The 23720-nt window shown below is 66.3% G+C and carries 22 protein-coding genes; 10 read left to right on the forward strand and 12 right to left on the reverse strand.

All coding sequences use genetic code 11. The annotated features are described in order from the left end of the window. Positions 1 to 58 precede the first annotated feature (58 nt). From C7C57_RS03775 to C7C57_RS03785, 3 genes are all read right to left on the reverse strand, one after another. The gene (locus C7C57_RS03775; protein ID WP_187977640.1) at positions 59 to 943 is read right to left on the reverse strand and encodes an aldo/keto reductase; all 885 of its coding nucleotides are present in this window, start codon (positions 941 to 943) and stop codon (positions 59 to 61) included. Between the two features lie 97 nt (positions 944 to 1040). Next, positions 1041 to 2129 carry a glycosyltransferase family 1 protein gene (locus C7C57_RS03780; RefSeq protein ID WP_187977641.1) on the reverse strand — a complete coding sequence of 363 codons (1089 nt, stop codon included), beginning with the start codon at positions 2127 to 2129 and terminating at the stop codon, positions 1041 to 1043. Positions 2130 to 2217: 88 nt separating this feature from the next. Then, complete coding sequence (locus tag C7C57_RS03785; protein WP_187977642.1) at positions 2218 to 2718, reverse strand: hypothetical protein; 501 nt, start codon at positions 2716 to 2718, stop codon at positions 2218 to 2220. A 114-nt stretch (positions 2719 to 2832) separates the two neighbouring features. On the opposite strand from C7C57_RS03785, the gene C7C57_RS03790 reads away from it, so the two are divergent. Both C7C57_RS03790 and C7C57_RS03795 read left to right on the forward strand, forming a co-directional pair. Next, positions 2833 to 3990 carry a sensor histidine kinase gene (locus C7C57_RS03790; RefSeq protein WP_187977643.1) on the forward strand — a complete coding sequence of 386 codons (1158 nt, stop codon included), beginning with the start codon at positions 2833 to 2835 and terminating at the stop codon, positions 3988 to 3990. 77 nt (positions 3991 to 4067) lie between these two features. After that, complete coding sequence (locus tag C7C57_RS03795; protein ID WP_187977644.1) at positions 4068 to 4715, forward strand: response regulator transcription factor; 648 nt, start codon at positions 4068 to 4070, stop codon at positions 4713 to 4715. 44 nt (positions 4716 to 4759) lie between these two features. Here the strand turns inward: C7C57_RS03795 and abc-f are convergent, their stop codons facing one another. Continuing rightward, positions 4760 to 6409 carry a ribosomal protection-like ABC-F family protein gene (abc-f, locus tag C7C57_RS03800; protein WP_187977645.1) on the reverse strand — a complete coding sequence of 550 codons (1650 nt, stop codon included), beginning with the start codon at positions 6407 to 6409 and terminating at the stop codon, positions 4760 to 4762. 245 nt (positions 6410 to 6654) lie between these two features. On the opposite strand from abc-f, the gene ybaK reads away from it, so the two are divergent. Then, the gene (ybaK, locus tag C7C57_RS03805; RefSeq protein ID WP_187977646.1) at positions 6655 to 7152 is read left to right on the forward strand and encodes a Cys-tRNA(Pro) deacylase; all 498 of its coding nucleotides are present in this window, start codon (positions 6655 to 6657) and stop codon (positions 7150 to 7152) included. A gap of 25 nt (positions 7153 to 7177) precedes the next feature. Here ybaK and C7C57_RS03810 read toward each other — a convergent pair whose 3' ends face one another. Further along, a complete protein-coding gene (locus C7C57_RS03810) occupies positions 7178 to 7657 on the reverse strand; it encodes a MepB family protein (protein WP_187977647.1) in 480 nt (159 codons plus the stop codon). A gap of 375 nt (positions 7658 to 8032) precedes the next feature. Between C7C57_RS03810 and C7C57_RS03815 the strand changes: the two genes are divergently transcribed. Then, positions 8033 to 9469 carry an NAD(P)-binding domain-containing protein gene (locus tag C7C57_RS03815; RefSeq protein ID WP_255505765.1) on the forward strand — a complete coding sequence of 479 codons (1437 nt, stop codon included), beginning with the start codon at positions 8033 to 8035 and terminating at the stop codon, positions 9467 to 9469. A 150-nt stretch (positions 9470 to 9619) separates the two neighbouring features. On the opposite strand, the gene C7C57_RS03820 is transcribed toward C7C57_RS03815, so the two are convergent. Continuing rightward, the gene (locus C7C57_RS03820; RefSeq protein WP_187977649.1) at positions 9620 to 10855 is read right to left on the reverse strand and encodes an MFS transporter; all 1236 of its coding nucleotides are present in this window, start codon (positions 10853 to 10855) and stop codon (positions 9620 to 9622) included. Positions 10856 to 11121: 266 nt separating this feature from the next. Next, the gene (locus C7C57_RS03825; protein ID WP_187977650.1) at positions 11122 to 11895 is read right to left on the reverse strand and encodes a FadR/GntR family transcriptional regulator; all 774 of its coding nucleotides are present in this window, start codon (positions 11893 to 11895) and stop codon (positions 11122 to 11124) included. A gap of 167 nt (positions 11896 to 12062) precedes the next feature. Between C7C57_RS03825 and C7C57_RS03830 the strand changes: the two genes are divergently transcribed. Then, positions 12063 to 13046 (forward strand): YafY family protein, encoded by a 984-nt coding sequence (locus C7C57_RS03830; protein ID WP_187977651.1) that lies wholly within the window; start codon positions 12063 to 12065, stop codon positions 13044 to 13046. Between the two features lie 128 nt (positions 13047 to 13174). Here C7C57_RS03830 and C7C57_RS03835 read toward each other — a convergent pair whose 3' ends face one another. After that, entirely contained in the window at positions 13175 to 14065 is an 891-nt protein-coding gene (locus tag C7C57_RS03835) for an arsenic resistance protein (RefSeq protein ID WP_187977652.1), read from the reverse strand. 74 nt (positions 14066 to 14139) lie between these two features. Next, positions 14140 to 14967, reverse strand: a complete 828-nt coding sequence (locus tag C7C57_RS03840; RefSeq protein WP_187977653.1) for an aldo/keto reductase — start codon at positions 14965 to 14967, stop codon at positions 14140 to 14142. A gap of 139 nt (positions 14968 to 15106) precedes the next feature. Here C7C57_RS03840 and C7C57_RS03845 point away from each other — a divergent pair, with 139 nt between their 5' ends. Beyond that, on the forward strand, positions 15107 to 15958 hold the full coding sequence (locus C7C57_RS03845) for an SDR family oxidoreductase (protein ID WP_187977654.1): 852 nt from the start codon (positions 15107 to 15109) through the stop codon (positions 15956 to 15958). A 210-nt stretch (positions 15959 to 16168) separates the two neighbouring features. Then, a complete protein-coding gene (locus C7C57_RS03850; protein WP_030148325.1) occupies positions 16169 to 16627 on the forward strand; it encodes a hypothetical protein in 459 nt (152 codons plus the stop codon). A 14-nt stretch (positions 16628 to 16641) separates the two neighbouring features. On the opposite strand, the gene C7C57_RS03855 is transcribed toward C7C57_RS03850, so the two are convergent. From C7C57_RS03855 to C7C57_RS03865, 3 genes are all read right to left on the reverse strand, one after another. Further along, the gene (locus C7C57_RS03855) at positions 16642 to 17901 is read right to left on the reverse strand and encodes an acyl-CoA dehydrogenase family protein (protein ID WP_187977655.1); all 1260 of its coding nucleotides are present in this window, start codon (positions 17899 to 17901) and stop codon (positions 16642 to 16644) included. A 63-nt stretch (positions 17902 to 17964) separates the two neighbouring features. Beyond that, positions 17965 to 18894 (reverse strand): alpha/beta hydrolase, encoded by a 930-nt coding sequence (locus C7C57_RS03860; protein WP_187977656.1) that lies wholly within the window; start codon positions 18892 to 18894, stop codon positions 17965 to 17967. Positions 18895 to 19011: 117 nt separating this feature from the next. Next, the gene (locus C7C57_RS03865) at positions 19012 to 20217 is read right to left on the reverse strand and encodes an MFS transporter (protein WP_187977657.1); all 1206 of its coding nucleotides are present in this window, start codon (positions 20215 to 20217) and stop codon (positions 19012 to 19014) included. A gap of 387 nt (positions 20218 to 20604) precedes the next feature. Between C7C57_RS03865 and nrdH the strand changes: the two genes are divergently transcribed. The 3 genes from nrdH (at position 20605) to nrdE (ending at position 23627) form a co-directional block, all read left to right on the forward strand. After that, a complete protein-coding gene (gene nrdH / locus C7C57_RS03870) occupies positions 20605 to 20838 on the forward strand; it encodes a glutaredoxin-like protein NrdH (RefSeq protein ID WP_030148329.1) in 234 nt (77 codons plus the stop codon). Between the two features lie 255 nt (positions 20839 to 21093). Then, positions 21094 to 21498 (forward strand): class Ib ribonucleoside-diphosphate reductase assembly flavoprotein NrdI, encoded by a 405-nt coding sequence (gene nrdI / locus C7C57_RS03875; protein ID WP_187977658.1) that lies wholly within the window; start codon positions 21094 to 21096, stop codon positions 21496 to 21498. Positions 21499 to 21521: 23 nt separating this feature from the next. After that, positions 21522 to 23627, forward strand: coding sequence for a class 1b ribonucleoside-diphosphate reductase subunit alpha (gene nrdE, locus C7C57_RS03880; protein ID WP_051701623.1), 2106 nt, complete (start codon positions 21522 to 21524; stop codon positions 23625 to 23627). The last annotated feature ends 93 nt before the right edge of the window (positions 23628 to 23720 follow it).

A 23720-nucleotide genomic window follows, 5' to 3' on the forward strand; every position in this document is an offset into this window, starting at 1 on the left:
CCCGCAGAAAAAAGCCGGCCGGATCTCGAGGATCCGGCCGGCTTTATTGTGTCCGAGACTACTCGGCGGGGGCACCGAAGTTGGCCACCAGCGGGTCGGCACCCACCCGGCCGGTCTGCGGCAGGTTGGTGATCCGCGCGAGTTCCTCGGCGCTCAGCTCGAAGTCGAACACCTGAATGTTCTCGGAAATCCGGGCCTCGGAGAGCGACTTGGGGATCACGATCAGGCCGTTCTGCAGGTGCCAGCGGATGATGACCTGCGCCGCCGAGCGGCCGTGGGCGGCGGCGATCTCGGCGATCACCGGATCGGTCAGCACGGTGTTGGGCTTGCTGCCCGGCCCCCAGCCGGAGTTCGAGGTTCCACCCAGCGGGCTCCACGAGGTGATCGCGGTGCCGTCGGTCAGCGCACGCTCGCGCAGCTCGTCCTGGTTGAACCCGGGGTGCAGCTCGATCTGGTTGACGGCGGGCACCGAGGCTCCGGCCGCCCGCAGCTGGTCGAGGTGGACCTGCTCAAAGTTGGAGACGCCGATCGAGCGCACCCGGCCCGAGTCGCGGATCTCCTCGAGCGCGCGCCAGGTGTCGATGCGGCGCTGGTCGTTCTGCAGCGGCCAGTGGATCAGATACAGGTCGACATAGTCGAGGCCCAGCTTGTCCAGGCTCACCGAGAAAGCGTCGAGGGTCTGCTGATAGCCCTGGTCCTGGTTGCGCAGCTTGGTGGTGACAAACAGGTCGTCCCGGTCCAGGCCCGCGCGGGCGATCGCGCGCCCCACGCCGGCCTCATTCTCGTAGCCTGCGGCCGTATCAATGTGGGTGTATCCGGCCTCGGCGAGGGCATAGTGCACCACGCGCTCGGCCTCATCGTCGGTGGCCTGCCAGACGCCGAGGCCCAGCTGGGGCATCTGACGACCGGAGTTGAGCAGGATCTGCGGGATGGAAAGGGTCATAGGGGAGTCTCCAAAAGCCGAGTGACGTCGCCGAAGCGCGGCGTATCCCTCAGCCTATGCCCGTCGCCTCGAAGCTGCCAGCGTGTGGCGGGTCGTGTTACGACCGACTGCTGCGGTGTTCGTGGATCGCCTCGAGCGTGGTGAGCAGCGTCTGGGCCGAGCGCGCCCAGCTGAACGTCTTGATGTGTGCGGTCCCGGCGGCCACGAGTTCGGCGCGGCGCGCATCATCGTCGAGTTCGAGGATGCGGGCGGCCGCCTGCGAGGGGGCGTTGACGTCGAAGTAGAGGGCACCGTCGCCGGCAACCTCGCGGAAGATGGGCATATCGCTGATGACCGCGGGCACGCCGAGCTCCAGAGCCTCGGCCACCGGAAGACCGTAGCCCTCATCCTTGCTGGCGGTCACCAGGATCGCCCGGTTCTGCAGCATGGCCTCGTACTCGGCGTCGGTCACCCCGTTGTGGAAGATCACGCTGGCGCCGGTGGGGATCAGCTCCTCCAGCTCGGCCCGACGCTCGGGGGTGATCCGGCTGAGCAGGTGCAGGGTGTGCTCGGGCAGGTCGCCCATCGCCCGAATCAGGGTTTCCACGTTTTTATAGGGCATAAACGAGCCCATGTACACGAGGTTGCGCGGGGCCCGGGAGGTATCGGCGAGCGGGGCATCGCCGCGTGGCTGCGGGGCATTGGGGATCACCACGACCGGACGCCGGGTGAGCTTCACCCGCTCAAAGTCCGCCTTCGAGGTCTCGCTCACGGTGGCCACCACATCGGCGGCATTCAGCGTGATCCGCTGCGGCAGGTACGACAGGTGAAACACCCGCCACCCGAGTCGAATCGGCCACGCCAGGTTCTTCGGCGGGGTGCGGTGGCGGTAGTAGATCATGTCGTGCAGGGTCAGTACCAGGCCAAACCTGCGTCCGGCGGCACCGATGGTCTGCATCGCCGAGAACACCACGTCGGGGCGGTAGCGGTTGAGGATGCGCGCGGTGAAGGGCTCGCGCCAGGAGGTCGGCGCATGAATCAGCAGGGTTTCCGCGCCGGCGGGTAGCGAGTCGCGCTGGGCCGGATCGTGGATCAGGAAGGTCACCGGGGTGAGCTCGGACAGCGCCGCCGCCAGGCTGGCCGAATAGCGGCTGATCCCGTCGTGAAAATCGGTACGGATGTAGCGTGCATCGAACAGGATCTTCATCCCCCGAGCCTATCAGCGCACCGCCGCTCACACGCCAAAGCCCCCGGCCGCTGGGCGACCGGGGGCGTGTGGAAATGTTGTTGGGGACTTAGCGTGCGCGGGCGGGGCGGGTGGAGCGGCTGGTGATGACCTCACCGGGCTTGATCAGGCCCATCTTGACCGCGCGGTTGTTGATGGCGAAGCGCTGCACGGCGAGCATCAGGGCCAGGTAGAAGGTCAAGGTAGCAACACCCAGGCCCTCGGCGACGAAGAGGTCAACCAGGAGGTGCTGGGCGATACCCACGATCCACAGCACACCGGTGACCCAGGATCCCTGACGCATCGCGGTGCCGTTGTCCGACCAGAGGCGCACGGTGTGGGCGCGGTACAGGGCGATGCCGGCACCGATCGCGATGCTCACCAGGGTGAGCAGAACGTCACCGACGGTCAGAGGGTGATCGGCCAGAAACCCGTAGGCGCGGGCCACACCGATGATCGCCAGGATGATCCACAGCTTGTGGGAAGTGGTGAGGGGCTTGACCCGCAGCTGGTTGGTGAGTAGCCAGGCGAAGATGACGACGCTAATAACAACATTGATCAGAATTTCCATGTCTTCAGTCTGCTCGGGGGACCCCACCGGGCGGATCAACCATCCGGGTGGAGAAACGGGTGGAGATCAAGGTCGAAGCCGACTTTTGGCGGGCGGATCGCGCATGATGGACTCATGAGCCTGACCAGTCCCGCCCCCGCGCACCGGCACTCCGACCGTGTGGTGAGCCCCGGGCGCACCCTCGCGCGGATGATCGTGCACCTCTTCGGGGTCGTGGCCGCGGTGGCCGCGACCCTGGGTTTGGCCGGGCCGTATGCCACCCAGACCCCCGCGATTGTGCTCACGCTGATCGCCTGCGCGCTATGGTGCGTGGCGGCCTTTTACTGGCCGAGGCTCAGCGATCTACAGTTTTTCCGCGCCTGGTCGCTGATCGTGATCCTCGGAGGAGTCGCCGGCGGGCTGGGCTCGGGCGGAGCTTCGATCGTGGTGCCGGTGGCGGTGTTTGTGCTGCTGGGGTCGCCGTGGATTCCGATTCCGCGCACGCTCTGGGTTGGGGCGATCGGGCTTGCGGGCTACCTCATTGCGCGCCTGTTTGCCCCGGGGATCGAACCCAACGATCTGCCGCTGCTGATCAGCCTGGTCGGGGTGGTGGGCGTCTCGCTGATGCGTCGGATGGCCTCCACCGAACGCGCGGCCGACCGTGCGCTGCTCGTGCAGCGGGCGGAAACCGCGGCGCTCGCCGAACGAACCCGGTTGGCGCGGGACCTGCACGATGTGCTGGCCCACTCGCTGGGCGGACTGGTCATGCAGCTGGACGCGATCGATGTGATCGCCGAGGCCCAGTCGGCCGATCCGGCGCTGCGCGAGCGCATCCGCGGCGCACGCACCCTCGCCCAGGAGGGGCTCGAGGACGCGCGCCGGGCGGTGGCCGCGCTGCGTGAATCCGGCTCGCTGGCCGAGGCACTGGACACCCTGAAACGGCACGCGGATGCGCTGGGACACGCGGTCACCATTGAGACCGAGGGTGACCTGGACACCGTGCCCGCGGCGGTCACCGAGGCGCTGCGGGCGGCCGTGACGGAGGCCCTGACAAACGCGCGTAAGCATGCTCCCGGAGCGCCCAGTAACGTGCGGGTGGAAACCTCGCTGCACCGGGTGCTGGTGCGGATCTCCACCGGTGCCCCGGTAGCCGGGGCCGCCGGGTCGGCAATCCCCTCGGGCAGTCACGGCCTGGGCGGCCTGCGCGAGCGATTCGATGCGTTGGGCGGCACGCTGAGTGCGGGCGAGGTGGAGGGCGACTGGGTGGTCTTCGGCGAAATCGAGTATCGCTAATGAGGGCCGAGATTCCCGGGGTCTGGGATACTAGAGTGCCCGGAAAAACGGCCGGGCCTGGCGAAGGGCCCCTGCTGATGAGTGACTCCACGGACATCCGGGTGCTGGTGGCCGATGACCAGGCCACCGTGCGTGATGGCCTGGCCACGATCCTCGAATACTCACCCGGGGTGAGCGTGGTGGGCACCGCCGAAAATGGCGAGCGGGCCGTGGCCCTCGCCCGGGAAACCCGGCCCGATGTGGTGCTGATGGATCTGCGCATGCCGATCCTGGACGGTGCCGAGGCGACCCGACAGATCCGTGCCGAGCTGCCGGGCACCGCCGTGCTGGTGCTCACCACCTACGCCGATGACTCCTCGATCGCAGGGGCTCTGTCGGCCGGTGCCTCGGGCTACCTGACCAAGAGTGCGGGCCGCGAGCAGATCCTCGCCGCCCTGACCGCCACGGTCGCCGGTCAGCAGACCTTTGCCCCCGAGGTGGCCGCGGTCATGATCCGCGGGCTCGGGCAGCGCTCGGCCCTGCAGACCCTCGCCCGCGAGGCCGGACTGACCGAGCGCGAGAGCGACGTGCTCGAACGAATGGGGCAGGGCGCGAGCAACCGCGAGATCGCCGAGGCGATGTTTGTCTCGCTCTCCACGATCAAGACCCACACCAACAACCTCTTCGCCAAGCTCGGGGTCTCCTCCCGGGCCGAGGCAATCGCCCGGCTGGGCGAGAGCGGCTAGGGCTGGGCGAGTCTCGGGGTGGGCGCAGATAGGGGCGCGAGCGGCTAAACCAGCCCCTCGCTCAGTCGTCCGTCGGCCATCTGCCAGCGACGTGTCAAACGCACGTTTTCCAGCATCCGGCGGTCGTGGGTGACCAGGAGTAGGGTGCCGGTGTAGCTTTCCAGCGCCTGTTCAAGCTGTTCGATCGCGGCCAGGTCGAGGTGGTTGGTGGGCTCGTCCAGCACCAGCAGGTTTACGCCGCGGGCCTGGAGCAGCGCGAGTCCGGCGCGGGTGCGCTCGCCGGGGGAGAGCTCATCCACCGGGCGATCCACGTGGTCGGCGCGCAGCCCGAACTTGGCCAGCAGGGTGCGCACCTCGCCGATTTCCAGCTCGGGCAGCCGCGCGGCCATGGTTTCGGCCAGGGAAGCATCACCGACCAGCTGGGCGCGGGCCTGATCGACCTCGCCGATCGCGACGCCGGAGCCGAGCGAGGCGCGCCCGCTATCCGGGGTGAGCCGCCCGAGCAGCAGCGCGAGCAGGGTGGACTTACCGGCGCCGTTGGCCCCGGTGATGCCGATCCGGTCGCCGCCGTTGACCTGCGCACTGACCGGTCCAAACACGAAGCCGCCGCGATCCAGGGTGGCCGCATCCAGCGTGCATACCACGGCGCCTGAGCGGGCAGCCTGCCCGATGGTGAACTCGAGTTTCCACTCCTTACGCGGCTCCTCAACCTCCTCCAGGCGGGAAATCCGGCTCTCCATCTGGCGCACCTTCTGCGCCTGCTTTTCGCTGGACTCCACCGAGGCCTTGCGGCGGATCTTGTCGTTATCGGGCGACTTCTTCATCGCGTTGCGCACACCCTGGCTTGACCACTCGCGCTGCGTGCGCGCCCGCGAGACGAGGTCGGCCTTGGTATCGGCGTACTCCTCATAGGCCTCGCGACGCTGGCGGCGGGCGGTTTCGCGCTCCTCCAGGTAGGCGTCGTAGCCGCCGCCGAAGAGTGAGTTGCGGCCCTGATGCAGGTCGAGTTCGAGCACCTTGGTGACCGCCCGGCCGAGGAATTCACGGTCGTGACTGACCAGCACGGCTCCGCCGCGCAGCCCCCGGATGAAGCCCTCCAGGCGCTCCAGACCGTCGAGGTCGAGGTCGTTGGTGGGCTCATCCAGCAGCGCGATATCGAACCGGGAAAGCAGCAGGGCGGCGAGGCCCACGCGGGCAGCTTGCCCGCCGGAGAGCGCGGTCATCGCGGTGTCGATGGGGAGATCGAGGCCCAGGTCGGCGAGCACCTCGGGGATGCGGTCCTCGAGATCCGCGGCCCCGCTGGCCAGCCAGCGCCCGAGCGCGCGGTCGTAGGCGTCGGCATTGGCACCGGTGGGATCGGGATCGGCCAGCGCCAGCGCGGCCGAGTCCATCTCAGCCTGGGTATCGGCGCAGCCGGTGCGGCGCTCGATATACGCGGTGATCGTCTCGCCCTCGACCCGTTCACGCTCCTGCGGGAGGTAGCCGACAAAGGCGTCGGCGGGGGAGCGGGTGATCGATCCGGAAACCGGGGGAACCAGGCCCGCGAGCACCCGCAGCAGGGTGGACTTTCCGGCACCGTTGACGCCGACGACGCCGATCACGTCGCCCTCGGTGACGGTCAGGTTCAGGCCCTCGAAGAGGATGCGGTGGCCGTAGCCTCCGGCGATGTCGTGGACACCCAGCGTTGCACTCATGCCCCCATTCTTTCAGTCTCCGCCGGGCGGATCGAGTCACACCCCGAATTACCCAAAAACGCCGGGTTTATATCGAACCGGGTTCCGCAGGGGTTGTAGCGCTGGGCCTGCCCTGCTGCTGTTTTTCCTGGCGATCGCGGTGTTCTACGTGTCTGTCATCTGGCCGTTTGAGCGACGCCCGCGCGCTCGCGATGCCCCGGCCTTGCTAGCCTGGAGTTCCCGCGTTTTCTGGTGAAAGGTGCCGCATGGCCAAGAAGACTCCGGCCCCGGCCGGCACCCCCGCGCTGCGTGCGCTTGCCGAGGCTCAGATCGAGGTGATCGCGCACGAGTACGATCACGATCCGGCCGAGAAAAACTTCGGGCTGGAGGCCGCCACCAAGCTCGACCTGGACCCCGCCCGCGTCTTCAAAACCCTGGTGGCCAGCGTGGACGGTACCCTCGCCGTCGCGGTGGTCCCGGTGGCCGGGATGCTCGACCTGAAGGCGCTCGCCCAGGCAGTGGGTGGCAAGAAGGCGGAACTTGCGGACACCGGCCTGGCCGAGCGAAAGACCGGCTACATCGTGGGTGGGATTAGCCCGGTGGGTCAGAAGACACCGCTGCCCACGGTCATCGACGAGGAGGCGCAGCTCTACGACACCGTGTTTGTGTCCGGCGGACGCCGCGGCCTCGACATCGAACTCGCCCCCGCCGACCTCGCCCGGATCACCGGCGCGACCTTCGCTCCGATCGCCAAGGACCGGTAGGGGAGGGAAAGGTGCGGCGTCGACGTCAGTACGTTGTTGAAGGGCCAGCCTGTTCCTGGGAAAGGTTCACAAACCCCGCAGCCTGACGACGCTGGGCGGCCTCGGCCTGCCGGTTGAGCCCGGTGCACCAGCTCGGATACACGCGAAATCCGCGCTTACCCGGATGGGCCGATGACCGGAGAATCCCGAGTTCGGTGAGCCGGGTGGTGTCCCAGACAAACGCCCCGCGGTGCTCGCGATCCTCGATGAACACGATCATCCCAGCCAGGGTCGGGTCGGCGGTAAAGGGTTCGGTGATGCCGTCGTCTCCGCGCCGCCAGGCCGAGACGAATCCGCCCGGCTTGGTCGGGGTGATCCGCGCGGTGCGGATGCGCCAGCGAGCAGAACCCAGGGTCACGATCCCCGCCGCATAGTCGGCGTTTTCCACATCATCTTCAACCCGTGCATGGGCGACGTCCGCCGCATCAAACGGGGCACCCCACCAGGGTGGCAATCGGGGATCCATCAGGCCAGTCTAGCGAGCTCCATGCATCCCGAAAACGAGATCCCAAACAGCCGGTTTTGGGACGTCCCGGGGGCACGTGATGAGGTGCATAAAACGCATCCAAAGTTGCCCATTTGGCACTATTTTTCGCATACTCAGAATATAAATAACGACCGCTTGACCAGGGGTTTAGGCGCATATAGCCCGTGGTGAATCGCCGTACAATCAGCCATTTTGTTAGGATGGGTGACGTTGCGGGGTTGCCCGGAGCGTCGGTTTATGGCTGCCGGAACCCACGTGGGGCCCGCGCCGGCCGTTCGCACAGAGGCAACTTTCGCAGGTGATTTCCCCTCACCAAAACATGCCGAACTGAGGCCGAGGGCCGGAAAGGATGTCGTGGTAGAACGCATTGCGATTATTGGAGCGGGACCGAGTGGAATGGCGCAGTTGCGCGCCTTTGAGGCGGCACGCGAAAGCGGCGCCGAGATCCCCGAAATTGTCTGTTTTGAAAAGCAGGCCGACTGGGGCGGACAGTGGAACTACTCGTGGCGCACCGGAATCGACCAGCACGGCGAGCCCGTGCACTCCAGCATGTACCGCAACCTGTGGTCAAACGGGCCGAAGGAAGCCCTGGAATTTGCCGACTATTCCTTCGATCAGCACTTTGGAAAGCCGATCTCCTCCTACCCGCCGCGCGCGGTGTTGTGGGACTACATCGCCGGCCGAGTTGAGGCGAGCGACGTGCGACGCTTCGTACGTTTCAACACGATCGTGCGCTGGACCCAGGAAACCGAGGATGGTTTCACCGTGGCCTCGGAAAACCTCGCCGATGGCGAAACCACCACCGAGCACTTCGACCGGATCATCGTCGCCTCCGGACACTTCTCCTTCCCCAACGTGCCCGATTTTGAGGGCCTGGAAAACTTCACCGGCGAGGTGATGCACGCCCACGATTTCCGCGGAGCCGAGCGCCTGGCCGGCAAGCGCGTGTTGATGATCGGTGCCAGCTATTCGGCCGAGGACATCGGGATGCAGGCACATAAGATGGGTGCCGAGCTGGTCACGCTGAGCTACCGCTCGCACGCGATGGGCTTCGACTGGCCCGCCGGGGTCGAGGAACTGCCGCTCGCGGTCGGCTTCGACGGGAACACCGTCACCTTCCGCGACGGATCGGTCCGCGAGGTTGACGCCGTGGTGCTCTGCACCGGCTACCTCCACAAGTACCCGTTCCTCCCGGACTCGCTCGCGCTGTCCTCCCCGAACAACCTCTACCCGGACGGCCTCTATAAGGGCACCGTCTGGCAGGGCAACCCGAACCTGTTCTACGTGGGCGCGCAGGACCAGTGGTTCACCTTCAATATGTTCGACGCGCAGGCATGGTTTGTGCGCGATGTGATTTTGGGCCGCATTTCCCTGCCGGACGCCGAGGATCGGGCCGCGGATATCCGTCACTGGCTGGCCGAGTATGCGGCACTGCCGGACCACGACTCCGAGGTCGTCTATCAGGCCACCTACATTCGCGATCTGATCGAGCGCACCGACTACCCGATGTTTGACCTGGACGAGGTTGTGCGTATCTTCCAGTCCTGGCAGCACGATAAGCAGGTGGATATCGCCCGTTACCGGGATAAGACCTACCCCTCGGTGATGACCGGCACCATGGCCGCCGTGCACCACACCCCGTGGCTCGAGGAGATGGACGACTCGATCGAGCGCTACCTCACCCCGGTGGGGACGGTCTCGGATTCCCGAGATGACGCGATCGACGTGGGAACCCGCGAGCGCGGCGTGACCGCCGCCGCCCGGGCCACCCGCCCGACCTCGCGCCGCTAGGGCCGTATAAAAGCATAAAACGAGGCCGCCACCCGAATCCGGGTGGCGGCCTCGTCATGATATCGAGCGGATCCGCCGTGGGTTCGGGGATGTCTCGCGGTGAGGCGAGAGGCGATCCGGGAACCGTCGGGTGGTGCGATATCGGGTGGGTTATCCGGCGGGCACCGGCTCGTGCAGTCCGATCACCCGGTTGCGGCCGGCGAGCATTCCGAAGATCGCCTGCGCGATCACGATGCCCAGGAGCACAAACAGCGGGGCCTGCCAGGAGCCGGTCGCATCGTGGATCAGGCCGATCACGATCGGGCCAAAGGCCGCGAACAGGTAACCGATCGACTGGGCCATGCCGGACAGGGCGGCGGCCTGTCCGTGGTGCGAGGTGCGCAGCCCAAACATGCTCAGCACGATCACGATCGAGGCGCCACCGGCGGCCCCCAGCAGTGCGGCCCAGAGGACCGCCAGGGTCGGATCGATCAGCACACCGATGACGCCGGCCGCCGAGAAGAGCGCGGATCCCAGCGCCAGCAGGCTCTGGTTTTTCGAGCGCTGGACCAGCGCCGCCGCGGTGATCGTCGAGAGCACACCCACCAGCTGGAGCTCGGACTGGTGGAATCCGGCGGTGGTGGCATCGATGCCGGCGGAGCGTTCGATCGAGGGCAGCCAAGTGATGATCGAGTAGAACACCGTGGATTGCAGTCCCATGAATGCGGTCACCTGCCAGGCCAGCGCGCTCTTCCAGGGCGAGCGGTACTGGCCGGGGTGCGGGTCCAGGGCGGCGGGGCGATCGTGGAGCGGCAGGGTGCGCGAGCGCAGCTGCGGCCAGAACACCGCCAGGGCGATCACCGCGAGTCCGGCCCAGATACCCAGGGCGAGACGCCAGCCGCTCCCGTCGGCACCGGCGATGGGGACGGCGAGACCCGAGGCAATGGCCGCCGCGGTGCCCTGCACGGCCGAGTACCAGCCGGTGACGCTGCCCACACGATCCGGGAAGTCGCGCTTGATCAGCGAGGGCAGGACCACGTTGATCACCGCGATCGCGATACCCAGCAGCACGGTGCCGATCCAGAGGCCCGGGGACCAGGGCAGCGAGCGGATCACGATGGCGATTGCGAGCAGCCCCAGGGAGGCACCCAGCGCGCGTTCCATGCCGAGCTTGCGGGCGATGAACGGGGCGACCGGGGAGACTAGGGCGAAGGCGACCAGCGGAATCGAGATCAGCACCGAGGCGAGGGCCGCCGAGATGCCGTGGTCGATCTGGATGTCGCCGAGCACGGGACCGACCGGGGTGATGGCCGCGCGCAGGTTCGCGCCGATAAGCAGGATGCCCACCAGGAGCAGGCCGGTGCGGGCGCCGCGGTTTGTGGTGGGTGGGGCGGAGGGTGTCGTCATGTGTGTTCTTTCGGTTAGACAGGTAAAAGTGTGGGGGCGCGGGCGGGCGCTCGGTGAGCGGTCCGCGGCGGGGTGATTGCGGGTGCTTCGGGGCGGAAACTCGGGAGGTGGCGGGTGTTCGGCATGTCCGCGATCAGGCGGGGGGCCTGGGTGCGGGGTGTCGGGGAAGGTGCGGGCCTGGGGGCCGGGGTACGGTGTGAGTCCAGGATGCGGCGGTGCGCCGGAGCTCCGAGGGTGCGGCGCCGGCCCGAGGTTCGCCAGGGCGCCTAGGGTTCGGCGGGGGTGAACATGGACCGCGCGCACTCGACCAGGTGGGCCGCGAGAGCGTCGGCGCGATCGGCGTCTCCGGCGATGATGGCGTCCAGAAGCTCGTGATGGCTCTCGTGCCCGTGGGTGATGAAGGCGCGAAACGCCTCGACATCGTCGCCGTGGATGGGGAGCGATTCGAGCTGGGTAGCCACCGCATCCAGATCCACATACAGGTCGGCGAGGAGGGAGTTGCCCGCCGCGCGCACGATGATCTCGTGGAATTTCACGTCGTGGCTGATGTAGTCCCTCACGTTATCCGATGCGTCACGCCGCGCCAGTGCCTCGCGCAGCGCCTCGTGGTCGGCAGGGGTGGCACGGTGGGCCGCGCGGCGTGCCGTGTGACGCTCGAGGAGGGCGCGTACCTCGAGGAGGTCGTCGAGGTGATCGGGGGTGACCCGTCGCGTCAGCTGAACTTGGAGTTCGCTGCGAGCCCGGACGTAGGTTCCGTCTCCGGCGCGGGCCTCCAGAAGGCCCGAATGGACCAGGGAACGCAGCGCCTCCCGCACGCTTCCGCGGCCGATCCCATAGGTTTTGGCGAGGGTCATCTCCGTGGGGATGCGGGTGCCCGGGGGCCACTCATCCGCGTCGATCTTGGCCCGGATGTCCGCGGCGACGCGCTGTGGCACCGTCACGGTGCGGGGGCCGCCCCCGCGATTCGCCCCGGCTTTTGGGGCGCTGGCGGGCACGGAGTTCTCGATGGAATCGGGGGAGGAGGGGGCGTTTTTGAGCACGCGTTAAATGTAGGACATTTAGGACCAAATCACAATCGGTTTGTTCTGAATCTCTGGGAGTCCAGCAATTTACCGGGTAAATCCGGTGACACTGGAGGACAGGTTGCACGGCATCACACCGCGGGGGGCGGGGTGGCCGCCAACCGGAACGGAAGCGAAAACCTCTCATGTGGGAAACCTCCGGCCGACTCCTTCGGCTACTCGCACTTCTCCAACAGCGCCACGGCTGGTCCGCCGATCAACTGGGCCGCCAACTGGGTGTCACCGCGCGCACCGTCAGGCGTGATATCGCCCAGCTCCGTGAGGACGGCTACCCGATCGATTCCTCCTTTGGAACCGGTGGGGGCTACTACCTCGACCCGGGTACTGCGTTGCCGCCGATCGTGATCGATGCCGATGAGGCCGTGGCCGTCCAGCTTGCGCTGCGGGCGGCAAAGATGCATCGTGAGCACCGCGACGAGCTTCTGGATACCGTGAGCGAAAAAATCAGCGCGGTGATGCCGGGCCGACTCGACTCCACCATGGAGGCCCTGTATCGGCATGCGGACTTCCTGGACATCTCGCACCTGGCCGGAATGGCCATCGACGCGCCACCCCCGCTGCTGCTGATCCGGCTGGCCCGCGCGTGCAGGGAGCGGCGACGGGTGGATGCGGAGTTCTCGGATCCGGTGGGCCGGGAGATTAGCCGCCGCATCGAGCCGCTCCGCCTGGCCTATTCGCGGGGTGCTTGGCATGCAGTGGTGTACCTGCTGGAGTCCGCCGAGTGGCGGGTGATTCCGCTGGATCGGTTCCGCCGGGTCGTGATTACCTCGGTCGCCTCCGTCCCGCGGCGGGAGCCCGCGGTGGATCTGGACCGCTTCGTCCGTGAACACACGGGAGCCCCGGCGACGCGACAGTTCGTGGTGCGGATCGAACGCGACCTCACCCGCGTGCGCCGCTGGGTCCTCCCGGCCTGGGGCAAGGTGGAGCGTTCGAGTGAGGGCAGCAGCGTGATCCGGATCACCGCGCCCGATCCCGAGGCCGTCGCCCGGTGGCTCCTGCTCCTGGATGCCGACGTAGAGGTGCTCGAACCCGAGGATCTCAAACTCGCCTTCGCCGAGCTTGCCGCGCGGGCGGCGCGGGCCAGCGGCCGGCTCGGGCTGGCGGGCTAAGTCCTCGGAGTAGGTGGGTAGGCCCCTCGGATCTCCGCGGTCGGCTCGGAATCGCGGGGTCGGCTTCTCGGGCCCCCGCGGCCAGCTCGGAATCGCGGGGTCGGCCTCTCGGGCCCGCTCGGCCGACGCTAGCGGATGAGTCGCGGGACCGCGCGAACGTACACGAGCATGCCGGTGAGCTCAACCAGGGTCTGGGTCACCACCACCAGGGCGGCCGCGTTGAGCGGTTCGGGGAGAGCCAGGGCCAGGGGAAGCACCACGAGTGAGTTACGGGTGGCACCGCTCATGGTGAGTGCCCGGGTGCCAGGGACATCCAGGCCGAAGGCTTTTCCGGCGAGGATGCCCAGCGGAAGCATCACGATCAGGAACAGAATAAAGGTGGGAACCGCGATTAGGACGGTGGCAAGGTCGGAGCCGATTTTTGCGCTCTGCGCACCCACCACCGTCAACAGGGTGGCCATCATGAGCGGGACCATACCCACGGCACCTGCGCGTTCGATGCCGCGGGAGAGTCGCGAGCGCCGCCGGGTGGCCTGCACCACGGCGGCCAAAATCAGCGGAATCACGAGCAGCACGGTCAGGGCTTCGACAAACGGGCCGGGTTCGAGGCGGAGGGACTCGGTGCCCACCATCAGCGGCAGGTAGAGCGGGATGAGCGCCGCCTGCACCAGTAGCAGGAGCGGGGCGGTGGCGAGGAGCCGATCCCGGGCACCGCCGGCGAGTCCGGTGAACGCGATCACATAGTCCACGCACGGTGCCAGCAGAACCAGGACGATCCCCACCCGGGTGCCCGCCTCCACCGGCGCTCCGGCCAGGAGGAGGCCGTGATCGGTGCGGGTCAGGAGCCACACCACCGCCGGGACCACCACAAAGTTCAGGGTGAGGATCGCGCCGATAAAGCGCCCATCGCGCAGCGCGGGTCCGAGCCGAGCCAGCGGAACCGCGAGGAACGTGGCGCACATGAGGAGGGCCAGGACCGGGGTGAGCGCGGCCTCAAGCGGGGAGGCGAGAGCGGGCATCCACGAACCCGCCGCGATGCCCAGGAGCACCGCGGCGAGGCACAGCGGAAGTTGGAAGCGTTCGAGACGTTCGATTATGGCTCGACCCGGTCGGGGTGCGAGCCCACCCGTCCATCCTCGCGGCCCAGCGTGTCGATCAGGGCGAGGTCGTCCGAGGTGAGGGTGAAGCCGTCCAGGGCGAGGTTTTCGGCCATCCGGGACGGGGTGACCGACTTGGGGATCACGATGCGTCCCTGCTGCAGGTGCCAGCGCAGGATGACCTGAGCCGGGCTGCGATCCACCCGGGCGGCGATCCGGGCAATCTCGGGATCGGATAGGCCCTTGCCGCGGGCCAGCGGGCTCCACGCCTCGGTGGCAATTCCGTGCTCGCGGTGGAAGGCGACGGCCTCGTGCTGGGGCAGCGCGGGGTGCAGCTCGATCTGGTTGATCGCGGGAACCACCTCGGCCGTCTCCAGCAGGCGGGTCAGGTGGGTGGGGGTGAAGTTGGAGACGCCGATGGCGCGCACCCGGCCGTCGGCATAGAGCCGTTCCAGGGCACGCCAGGTTTCGCGGTACAGGTCTTGCCGGGGGCAGGGCCAGTGAATCAGGAACATGTCGAGGGTGTCGAGGCCCAGCAACTCCATGCTGCGGTCGAAGGCGGCGAGGGTCTTGTCAAAACCGTGTTCGGTGTTCCACACCTTGCTGGTGATAAAAAGGTCATCACGGGCGAGCCCCGATTCGGCGATCGCCGTGCCGACACCGGCCTCGTTGCCGTAGAGCGCGGCAGTATCGATGCTGCGGTATCCCAGGTCCAGCGCGCTGGCGACCGCGGCTCGGGTTTCCTCATCGGGGACCTTATAGACGCCAAACCCAACCTGGGGAATGACAACACCATTGTTCAGGGTTACGTTGGGTGTGGTCACGTGTTCTCCTTGCTCGCGAGTATTTCTAATCTACTCATAGCCGGGTGAACCCGCGAAGCACATCCCATTTGCGTCACGCCCACGAAACTCTCGGGAATCGCTGCCAATCTGGTGTGACGCCAAACCGAAAGGGTCATCGATGTCTGCTCCCTCCGCTCGCCTTGCCATTACGGGTTCCACCGGTGCACTGGGAGGTGCGGTCGCGGCGGCGCTCGCCGAAGCCGGACGCGAGCAACGCCTGATCGTGCGCAGCGCCGGACGAGCCCCGCGGCTGGAGGGCGCAAGCATCGCCACCGCGTCGTATGGTCACACCCCGGAGGCCAAGGATGCGCTGCGCGGCATCGACGTGCTGTTCATGGTGTCCGCGGCGGAGAGTGCCGACCGGGTGGCCGAGCACATCGGGATGATCAACGCGGCCGCCGAGGCCGGGGTCACCCATATCGTCTATACCTCCTTTGTCGGTGCGGCCGAGGACTCGGTGTTTACCCTGGCCCGGGATCACTGGGCCACCGAGCAGCACCTGCGAGCCAGCGGGGTGAACTACACGATTCTGCGCGATAACTTCTATCTGGATGCCCTGGTGAGCTTTGCCGATGCCGACGGCGTCATCCGTGGTCCGGCCGGTGAGGGCCGGGTGGCCGCGGTGGCCCGCCGCGATATCGCCGCGGTGGCTACCCGAATCCTGCTGGATCCGGCGGCGCATCGCGGACACACCTACACGCTGACCGGACCCGCTTCGATCACCCTCGCCGAGGTGGCCGAGGCCCTGACCCGACACACCGGAACCCCCACCCGATTCGAAAACGAGACCGTCGAGGAGGCCTACGCCTCCCGCGCCCACTACGGGGTGCCGAGCTGGCAGGAGGACGCCTGGGTGTCCACCTATACGGCAATCGCCGCGGGCGAGTTCGACGTGGTGACCGACGACATCCGGCTGCTCACCGGCAACCCCGCAACCGGGATCGACGCGCTGCTGACCCGCGCTGAATAACACCCACGACCCGCGTTGGGTAGTACTGCTGACCGGCGTCGGATAGCAACGTTGATCGGCGTTGAGCAGCGCGCGTGGCCGGCACCAGGTAGCACTGTCGAGCGGCGTTGAGTAGTACTGCAGACCAGCGCCGGGTAGCACGGTTCGCTAGGCTGGGATGGTGGGTGCCGCGAGTGCCCACCATCTTGCTGCGTGGCGAAAGGGATCATCATGGGAACCATCGGCCTGATTTTGGGTATCGCGATCGTGGCGGTGGTCCTGGTGCTGTTCCTGCGCCGGTCCCGCTCGGTGTTTGCCGAACGGGGTACCTCGGGTACCCCCACCGAGCGCGGTGGCGTCGCCGACGCGAACCGGTTCGACATCGTGCAGATCCCTGCCGATGAGCCTGGTGCCCGCGAGTACATCCTGCGCGATGACAAGACCGGCTCGCGCATCCAGGTGATGACCGTGTTCACCCGCGCGCAGGTGGTTCAGGTGGTCATCCCCAAGAAGCACCTGGGCACCGGGGTGGAGTTTGAACTGTTCCACGCGGTTGCCGCGAACCTCCCCGAGGTGGAGAACTGGACCTGGCCGCCGATGACCGTCGAGGGTCGCGACGCCCTGGCCCGCTACGTTCGCGAGAACCCCGGCGTCGTGTTCTACGACTCCAACGGACTGCAGATCCGCTAGCGCCCTAGCACTCGTTAGCTCTCATCGGCGGCTCCGATCGGCCCCAGCAGGCTTGACGCCACGGTGGCGTGGGCGGATTCGGCATCCGAGGGGTGGAAGATTCCCGCAAGCACGTCGCGGTAGAGACGGGACAGCTCGTTGGAGCTGAAGTAGCTGGATCCGCCGGACACTCGGATCGCGTGGTCCACCACCCGACGTGCCTGCTCGGTGGCGCGATGTTTGAGCCCGGAGAGCTGGGCGAACCAGCGCGCCCCATGCGGGGCATCGGTATCGAAGTCTCGGGCGATGGTCGCGAGCTGCGGAAGGATCGCGTCGATCAGCAGACCCGCGTCGGCGATCTGCCAGCGGATGTCGGGGTCGTCGGAATACGGGCGCCCGGACTTTTTGGAACGCCGGGTGGTGACCGTCTTCACCGCGAGTTCCAACGCCCGCTCGGCGATACCGGTATAGACCGAGGCCAGCAGGACCTCAAACGCGGCGAAGATACCGAAGATGAGGGGATCCCCACCCGGGCCCACATCGAGTCGGCGAACCACTCGCTCGGCCGGCGCATACGCCCCGTGTAGTTCGGTGGTGCGGGACTGGCTTGCCCGCATTCCCAGGGTGTCCCAGTCGTCGCGGTGAACCACGTTTTTGTCGCGGGCCACAAAACCAAAAACGATCTTGGGGGCATCGGGTGAGGAGTTATCGCGGCCCATGGTGCCCAGATGGGACCAGGCGGGGGAGAGCGAGGTGAAGATCTTGGTGCCGGTGAAGCGATAGCCTCCGGTCCCATCGGGCTCGGCAACGGTGTCCGAATCGAAGAGGACGAGGTCATTCGCGGCCTCGCTCACGCCGAACGCAAACACCTCCCCGGCGACCGCCCCGCGCAGCACAAAGTCGAGGCTCGAGTCTCCGCGCTCGTACAGGTAGCGCGCGACCGAAACCCACACCTGATGCATGTTGATGGCCAGCGCCGTGGCCGGTGCCGCCCCTGCCAGCAGCCGTTGGGCGCGGCTGAGCTCGGGCAGACCAAACCCCGAACCGCCGAGTTCAACCGGAACACCGGCGCTCAGATAGCCGGCCGCCGTGAGATCGGCCAGGTCAGCATCAAAAAAGACGTTGTGTGCGTCGTTTTCGGCCGCGCGGGCGTGGATCGCCGCCAGGACCTCCGCGGTCAGCAACGATTCGGCCGAGGCGGAGGCAGCGGAGGCAGCGGAGGCAGCGGAGGCAGCGGAATCAGCGGAGGCAGCGGAATCAGCGGAGGCAGCGGTGGGGCTGGTATTTTCGGTCATGAATCCCACCATACGCCGACCACTATCCACTCGCATCGGTGCGCGAAACCTGTGGAGAAAAAGCTAGCTGTGCAGGGCTGTGAGCAACTCGGCAAACTCGGCGAAGGCCCGCTCGCTGGCGGCTCGTGCGGGCTCCAGCGCGTCGACCATCACCAGGAAACCGTGCGGGAGTCCCGGCTCGGTCCGCACGCTCACCAGGGTGCCGGCGGCCTGCAAGCGCTGGGCAAACGCGATGCCCTCATCGTGGAGGGGATCCAGCTCGGCTGCGACCAACAGCGTGGGCGGGAACCCGATCATCGAACCGGAGATCGGGGACACGCTGGACGCACCCCGGTCGATACCCGCGGGCACCCACTGCTCGATGTACCACTCCAGGTCCGCCGTATCCAGTCCGTGCCCGGTTCCATACTTCTCGACGCTGGGGAAGGAGAGGGTCATATCGGTCATCGGGTAGCCCAACAGCAGGGCGTGCACCCGCTCGCCCCGGGCCAGCAGACGCGCCGTCGCCAGGAGCGCGATGGCTGCCCCGGCGCTGTCTCCGGCCAGCGCGATGCGCGGGGTTCGGGTACGGGCGTAGGCGACGGCGGCGATCGTGTCGTCCACGGCGGCCGGTGCCGGATGCTCGGGCGCGCGGCGATAGTCGACGGCGATCACCGCGGTGGAGGTGGCCACGGCGAGGCGTCGGCACAGGGCGTCGTGGGAAGCCAGGTCGCCCACCACAAAGCCGCCACCGTGCAGGTAGACGATGCTGGTTTCGGGGTCTGCCTCGGCCGGAACGTAGGTGCGTACTCGCACATCGGCACCCACCGTGGCCTCCAGAACCTCGGCCATGGCAGGCCCCGGGGCTCGGGTGGACGCCCGGTCGGCCCCGCGTCCACGCACCCGCTCGACGCCGAGTTCGCGGCAGTTCGGTCCGCTATCCGCGCGGATAGCCTCGAGCCAGGCGCGCATGTCCGGGTGCAGGGAAACGGGGGATTCCGGGGTCGTGCTCATGAGCGCAGATTATCACGCGGGGAGGTCGGTCGAAACGCACACGGCGTCCCACGATGCCTCGGCCGCCCCCAACGCCGACCGCCCCGGTCCAGGAGGGCCGGGGCGGTCGGGGTAAAACTAGGAGGGGATGCGGATGGGCTCGGTGTCGGGCATCGGCCCGACCTCGCGATTGCGCAGGTCGGGATGCCAGCGTTTGCCCAGCATGGGCACGATCGTGCCCAGCGCCAGGAACGCGCCGGCGACCCAGAAGGCCCCCTGCTCGCCGTTGTGGTCGATCATGAATCCGGCGGCGGCGGATCCCAGGGCCGAGCCGATCAGCTGTCCGGTTCCCACCCAGCCATAGGCCTCGGCGGTGTCGGAGAACTTCACGCTCGAGGACACGATGGCAAACAGCACGGCCAGGGCCGGGGCGATGCCGAGTCCGGCGACCAGCAGGGTGATCGCCAGGCCCCAGAAGTTGAGGAAGAACATCGCCAGCGCGACACCGATGAAGACCACGGCCATGCGGCGTCCCAGGGCCCACGGGCCGATCGGGATGCCACCAGAGGCCAGTCCACCAAACAGGCTTCCGATCGAGAAGACGGCGAGGATCAGTCCCGCCTCGATCCCGTCGTGGCCGAAGGTGGCCACCACGCCCGCCTCGACGGCCGCGACACCACCGATCAGCAGGAAGCCAACGATGGTGGCCAGCAGGACCGGAGGGCGGCGCAGCACCACACCAAACTTGCGCTTGCTGCGCGGGATGCGCACGCGGCCCACCTCGGGCAGCACGATGAACCAGAGGCCACCGCCCACCAGCATGACCATCGCGGTGAGGATGCCCCACTGGGTACCGATCTGGGTGGCGATAAAGGTGGTGATCACCGGGCCCAGGACCCAGATGATCTCCTGGGCGGAGGCGTCGAGGGAGAACAGCGGGGTCAGCTGCTTGGAGTTGACCATCTTGGGATAGATGGTGCGCACCGCCGGCTGGACCGGGGGCGTGCTCAGCCCGCAGATTACGGCGAGGATGACGTAGATGCCGACATCGCCATGAATCAGGGCGATCGAGGTGCCGGAAATGGCACATACGGCGGTCGTGAGGATCAGGACCGGGCGGATTCCCCAGGCTCCCATCCAGCGACTGGTCAGGGGTCCCGCAACCGCCTGGCCGATACTTGTGGCGGCTAGAACCAGGCCCGCCTTGCCGTAGGACCCGGTGACCTGCTCCACGTGTAGGAGGAAGGCCAGCGAAAGCATTCCAAAGGGAAAGCGTGCCACGAGCTGGGCGGTGATGATTCGACCGACTCCCGGGGTCGCCAGGAGGTTCGAATATGCACTCATATGTTAATTGTAAGCGCCGATGCGGAACTCGTTGTGGTGGGTTATCCGGCCCGAGTGTGGCGAGGCGTAAGACACGCCGCGGGGGTGCCGTATGACTAAAAATGATGTCGGGGGTGACGCGTAGTGTGAGGGCCATCGAAGACACGCCGGTCACGGCGTTTATTGCCCCCAAACCACGGGGTAGTCCGCCCACAGGAACTGTGGAAAACCCCGTGGATGAACGGTGGATAACTCCCCAAAACGGTGGACAACCCGGTGGATAACTACATTGGTGCAACTACTACCCCTTGGGGTACGAGACAGATCGAGCAACTAGATGTAGTATTGAAGGCGGGGCACAAGTTGCCGCACAAGCCAACAAATTAGAGATAAAGGGGAACTGCGAAGATGACGATTACCGTTTACACCAAGCCGTCCTGCGTCCAGTGCACCGCGACCTACCGCGCGCTTGATAGCAAGGGCCTCGAATACGAGGTTCTCGACGTTTCTGCCGACGAAAACGCCCTCGAAGCCGTCAAGGCTCTGGGTTACCTGCAGGCCCCCGTGGTCATCGCAGATGACGAGCACTGGTCCGGCTTCCGCCCGGACAAGATCGAGGAACTGGCCGCTCGCCTCGCCTAGGTTGGTGGGAGGCGGTTTCGGACATCCGAACCGCGCTTGACCAACACCGCGACGCCATCGCGTCGCCACCACGCAACCATCGTTCGGATCGTTTGGGGCTCCGTTTGTGAGGTGTGTGGTGCCCTCCCCGGGTGCTTCGTTGAGGGAACGAATTCACCCGTGTGTTTGACCGCGACCGACCTACCAGGGGGAGTCGCCGCCGGGCACAGCACCACCGGCACCGGTTCACGGTGCTCTCACCTTGGAGGGATCCCGATGAGCACAAATCTCGTCTACTTCTCCAGTATCTCCGGCAATACCCACCGTTTCATTGAAAAGCTGGGCATGCCGGCCGCGCGAATCCCGCTCTATGCGCGGGATCCGGCGCTCCAGGTCACCGAACCCTACGTTCTTGTTCTGCCCACATACGGAGGCGGAGTACACGGGGGCGCGGTACCGAAGCAGGTGATCCGATTCCTCAACGACGTGGAAAACCGATCCCTGATCCGTGGCGTGATCGCCGCGGGTAACACCAATTTTGGCGAGGCGTACTGCCTCGCCGGCGACATCATCGCGCAGAAATGCAAGGTTCCGATGATGTACAGATTCGAACTATTTGGCACTCCGGACGACGTACAGGTTGTCCACGATGGATTGGAAGAATTTTGGGACCGTCACTGACCGAGTCACCGGTAGCGCAGGGCATGGACTACCACTCGCTGAACGCGATGCTCAACCTGTACGACGCGGATGGCAACATCCAGTTCGACAAGGATCGCGAAGCAGCCCGTGAGTTCTTCCTGCAGCACGTGAACCAGAACACCGTGTTCTTCCACTCGCTCAAGGAGCGTCTGGACTACCTGGTGGAGAAGGAATACTATGACCCCGCGGTCATCGAGAAGTACTCCTTCGAGTTCATCACCGGCCTGAACGACCTCGCCTACTCGAAGAAGTTCCGCTTCTCGACCTTCCTGGGCGCGTTCAAGTACTACACCTCCTACACGCTGAAGACCTTCGATGGAAAGCGTTACCTGGAGCGTTTCGAGGACCGCGTGGTGATGACCGCACTGGGTCTCGCCGATGGCGATGAAGCCCTGGCGACCAACCTGGTTGAGGAGATCATCGCCGGCCGCTTCCAGCCCGCGACCCCCACCTTCCTGAACTCCGGTAAGGCACAGCGCGGCGAGCTTGTCTCCTGCTTCCTGCTGCGGATCGAAGACAACATGGAGTCGATCTCGCGCGGCATCAACTCCTCGCTGCAGCTCTCCAAGCGCGGCGGTGGCGTGGCCTTGTCCCTCTCGAACATCCGCGAGGCCGGCGCTCCGATCAAACAGATCCAGAACCAGTCCTCGGGCATCATCCCCGTGATGAAGCTGCTGGAAGACTCCTTCTCCTACGCCAACCAGCTCGGTGCGCGTCAGGGTGCCGGTGCGGTCTACCTCAGCGCCCACCACCCGGACATCATGTCCTTCCTCGACACCAAGCGCGAAAACGCCGACGAGAAGATCCGTATCAAGACCCTGTCGCTGGGTGTTGTGGTTCCCGACATCACCTTCGAGCTGGCCAAGAAGGGTGAGGACATGTACCTGTTCTCCCCGTATGACGTCGAGCGCGTGTACGGCATCCCCTTCGGCGACATCTCGATCACCGAGAAGTACCACGAGATGGTGGATGACTCGCGGATCAAGAAGACCAAGATCAACGCGCGTGAGTTCTTCCAGACCATCGCCGAGATCCAGTTCGAGTCGGGCTACCCGTACATCGTGTTTGAAGACACGGTGAACCGCGAGAACCCCATCGCCGGCCGGATCAACATGTCGAACCTGTGCTCGGAGATCCTGCAGGTCAACACCCCGACCACCTACAACGACGACCTGTCGTACAAGGAGATCGGTAAGGACATCTCCTGCAACCTCGGCTCGCTGAACATCGCCCTGGCGATGGACTCGCCGAACTTCGGCCTGACCATCGAGACCGCCATTCGCGGTTTGACCTCGGTGTCCGACCAGAGCCACATCGCCTCGGTGCGTTCGATCGAGGACGGTAACGACAAGTCCCACGCCATCGGCCTCGGCCAGATGAACCTGCACGGATACCTCGCTCGTGAGCGCGTGTTCTACGGCAGCGAAGAGGGCATCGACTTCACCAACATCTACTTCTACACGGTGCTGTTCCACGCGCTGCGTGCCTCCAACAAGATCGCCATCGAGCGTGGCGTGACCTTCGAGGGCTTCGAGAACTCCACCTACGCATCGGGTGCGTTCTTCGAGAAGTACCTGACCCAGGAGTGGCTGCCCGAGACCGAGCGGGTGCGTGAACTGTTCGCGAACTCCTCGGTGGAGATCCCCAGCCAGGCCGACTGGGCCGAGCTCAAGGACTCCGTCATGAAGCACGGTATCTACAACCAGAACCTGCAGGCCGTACCGCCGACCGGTTCGATCTCCTACATCAACAACTCGACCTCGTCGATCCACCCGATCGCCTCGAAGATCGAGATCCGCAAGGAAGGCAAGCTCGGCCGCGTGTACTACCCCGCGCCGTTCATGACCAACGACAACCTGGACTACTACCAGGACGCGTATGAGATCGGTGCCGAGAAGATCATCGACACCTACGCCGCCGCTACCCAGCACGTGGACCAGGGCCTGTCGCTGACGCTGTTCTTCAAGGACACCGCCACCACCCGCGACATCAACAAGGCTCAGATCTACGCATGGCGCAAGGGCATCAAGACGATCTACTACATCCGTCTGCGCCAGCTCGCGCTCGAGGGTACCGAGGTTGACGGCTGCGTCAGCTGCATGCTGTAACGCGTATGCATGCTCTAACAGCGTGCATGCTGTAGCGCTTCGCCCCCGAAGCCAGGCGGCCCCCGCTGCGCCGCGTGCACGTCCCCGGACGTG

The organism is Mycetocola sp. JXN-3 (assembly GCF_014522285.1).
In the GTDB taxonomy this organism is placed as follows: domain Bacteria; phylum Actinomycetota; class Actinomycetes; order Actinomycetales; family Microbacteriaceae; genus Mycetocola; species Mycetocola saprophilus.

Bases quoted from the DNA above. Each gene is read 5' to 3' on its own strand.
- C7C57_RS03775 (WP_187977640.1), bottom strand. From the start codon at position 943: ATGACCCTTTCCATCCCGCAGATCCTGCTCAACTCCGGTCGTCAGATG.
- C7C57_RS03780 (WP_187977641.1), bottom strand. From the start codon at position 2,129: ATGAAGATCCTGTTCGATGCACGCTACATCCGTACCGATTTTCACGAC.
- C7C57_RS03785 (WP_187977642.1), bottom strand. From the start codon at position 2,718: ATGGAAATTCTGATCAATGTTGTTATTAGCGTCGTCATCTTCGCCTGG.
- C7C57_RS03790 (WP_187977643.1), top strand. From the start codon at position 2,833: ATGAGCCTGACCAGTCCCGCCCCCGCGCACCGGCACTCCGACCGTGTG.
- C7C57_RS03795 (WP_187977644.1), top strand. From the start codon at position 4,068: ATGAGTGACTCCACGGACATCCGGGTGCTGGTGGCCGATGACCAGGCC.
- abc-f (WP_187977645.1), bottom strand. From the start codon at position 6,409: ATGAGTGCAACGCTGGGTGTCCACGACATCGCCGGAGGCTACGGCCAC.
- ybaK (WP_187977646.1), top strand. From the start codon at position 6,655: ATGGCCAAGAAGACTCCGGCCCCGGCCGGCACCCCCGCGCTGCGTGCG.
- C7C57_RS03810 (WP_187977647.1), bottom strand. From the start codon at position 7,657: ATGGATCCCCGATTGCCACCCTGGTGGGGTGCCCCGTTTGATGCGGCG.
- C7C57_RS03820 (WP_187977649.1), bottom strand. From the start codon at position 10,855: ATGACGACACCCTCCGCCCCACCCACCACAAACCGCGGCGCCCGCACC.
- C7C57_RS03830 (WP_187977651.1), top strand. From the start codon at position 12,063: ATGTGGGAAACCTCCGGCCGACTCCTTCGGCTACTCGCACTTCTCCAA.
- C7C57_RS03835 (WP_187977652.1), bottom strand. From the start codon at position 14,065: ATGCCCGCTCTCGCCTCCCCGCTTGAGGCCGCGCTCACCCCGGTCCTG.
- C7C57_RS03845 (WP_187977654.1), top strand. From the start codon at position 15,107: ATGTCTGCTCCCTCCGCTCGCCTTGCCATTACGGGTTCCACCGGTGCA.
- C7C57_RS03850 (WP_030148325.1), top strand. From the start codon at position 16,169: ATGGGAACCATCGGCCTGATTTTGGGTATCGCGATCGTGGCGGTGGTC.
- C7C57_RS03855 (WP_187977655.1), bottom strand. From the start codon at position 17,901: ATGACCGAAAATACCAGCCCCACCGCTGCCTCCGCTGATTCCGCTGCC.
- C7C57_RS03860 (WP_187977656.1), bottom strand. From the start codon at position 18,894: ATGAGCACGACCCCGGAATCCCCCGTTTCCCTGCACCCGGACATGCGC.
- C7C57_RS03865 (WP_187977657.1), bottom strand. From the start codon at position 20,217: ATGAGTGCATATTCGAACCTCCTGGCGACCCCGGGAGTCGGTCGAATC.
- nrdH (WP_030148329.1), top strand. From the start codon at position 20,605: ATGACGATTACCGTTTACACCAAGCCGTCCTGCGTCCAGTGCACCGCG.
- nrdI (WP_187977658.1), top strand. From the start codon at position 21,094: ATGAGCACAAATCTCGTCTACTTCTCCAGTATCTCCGGCAATACCCAC.
- nrdE (WP_051701623.1), top strand. From the start codon at position 21,522: ATGGACTACCACTCGCTGAACGCGATGCTCAACCTGTACGACGCGGAT.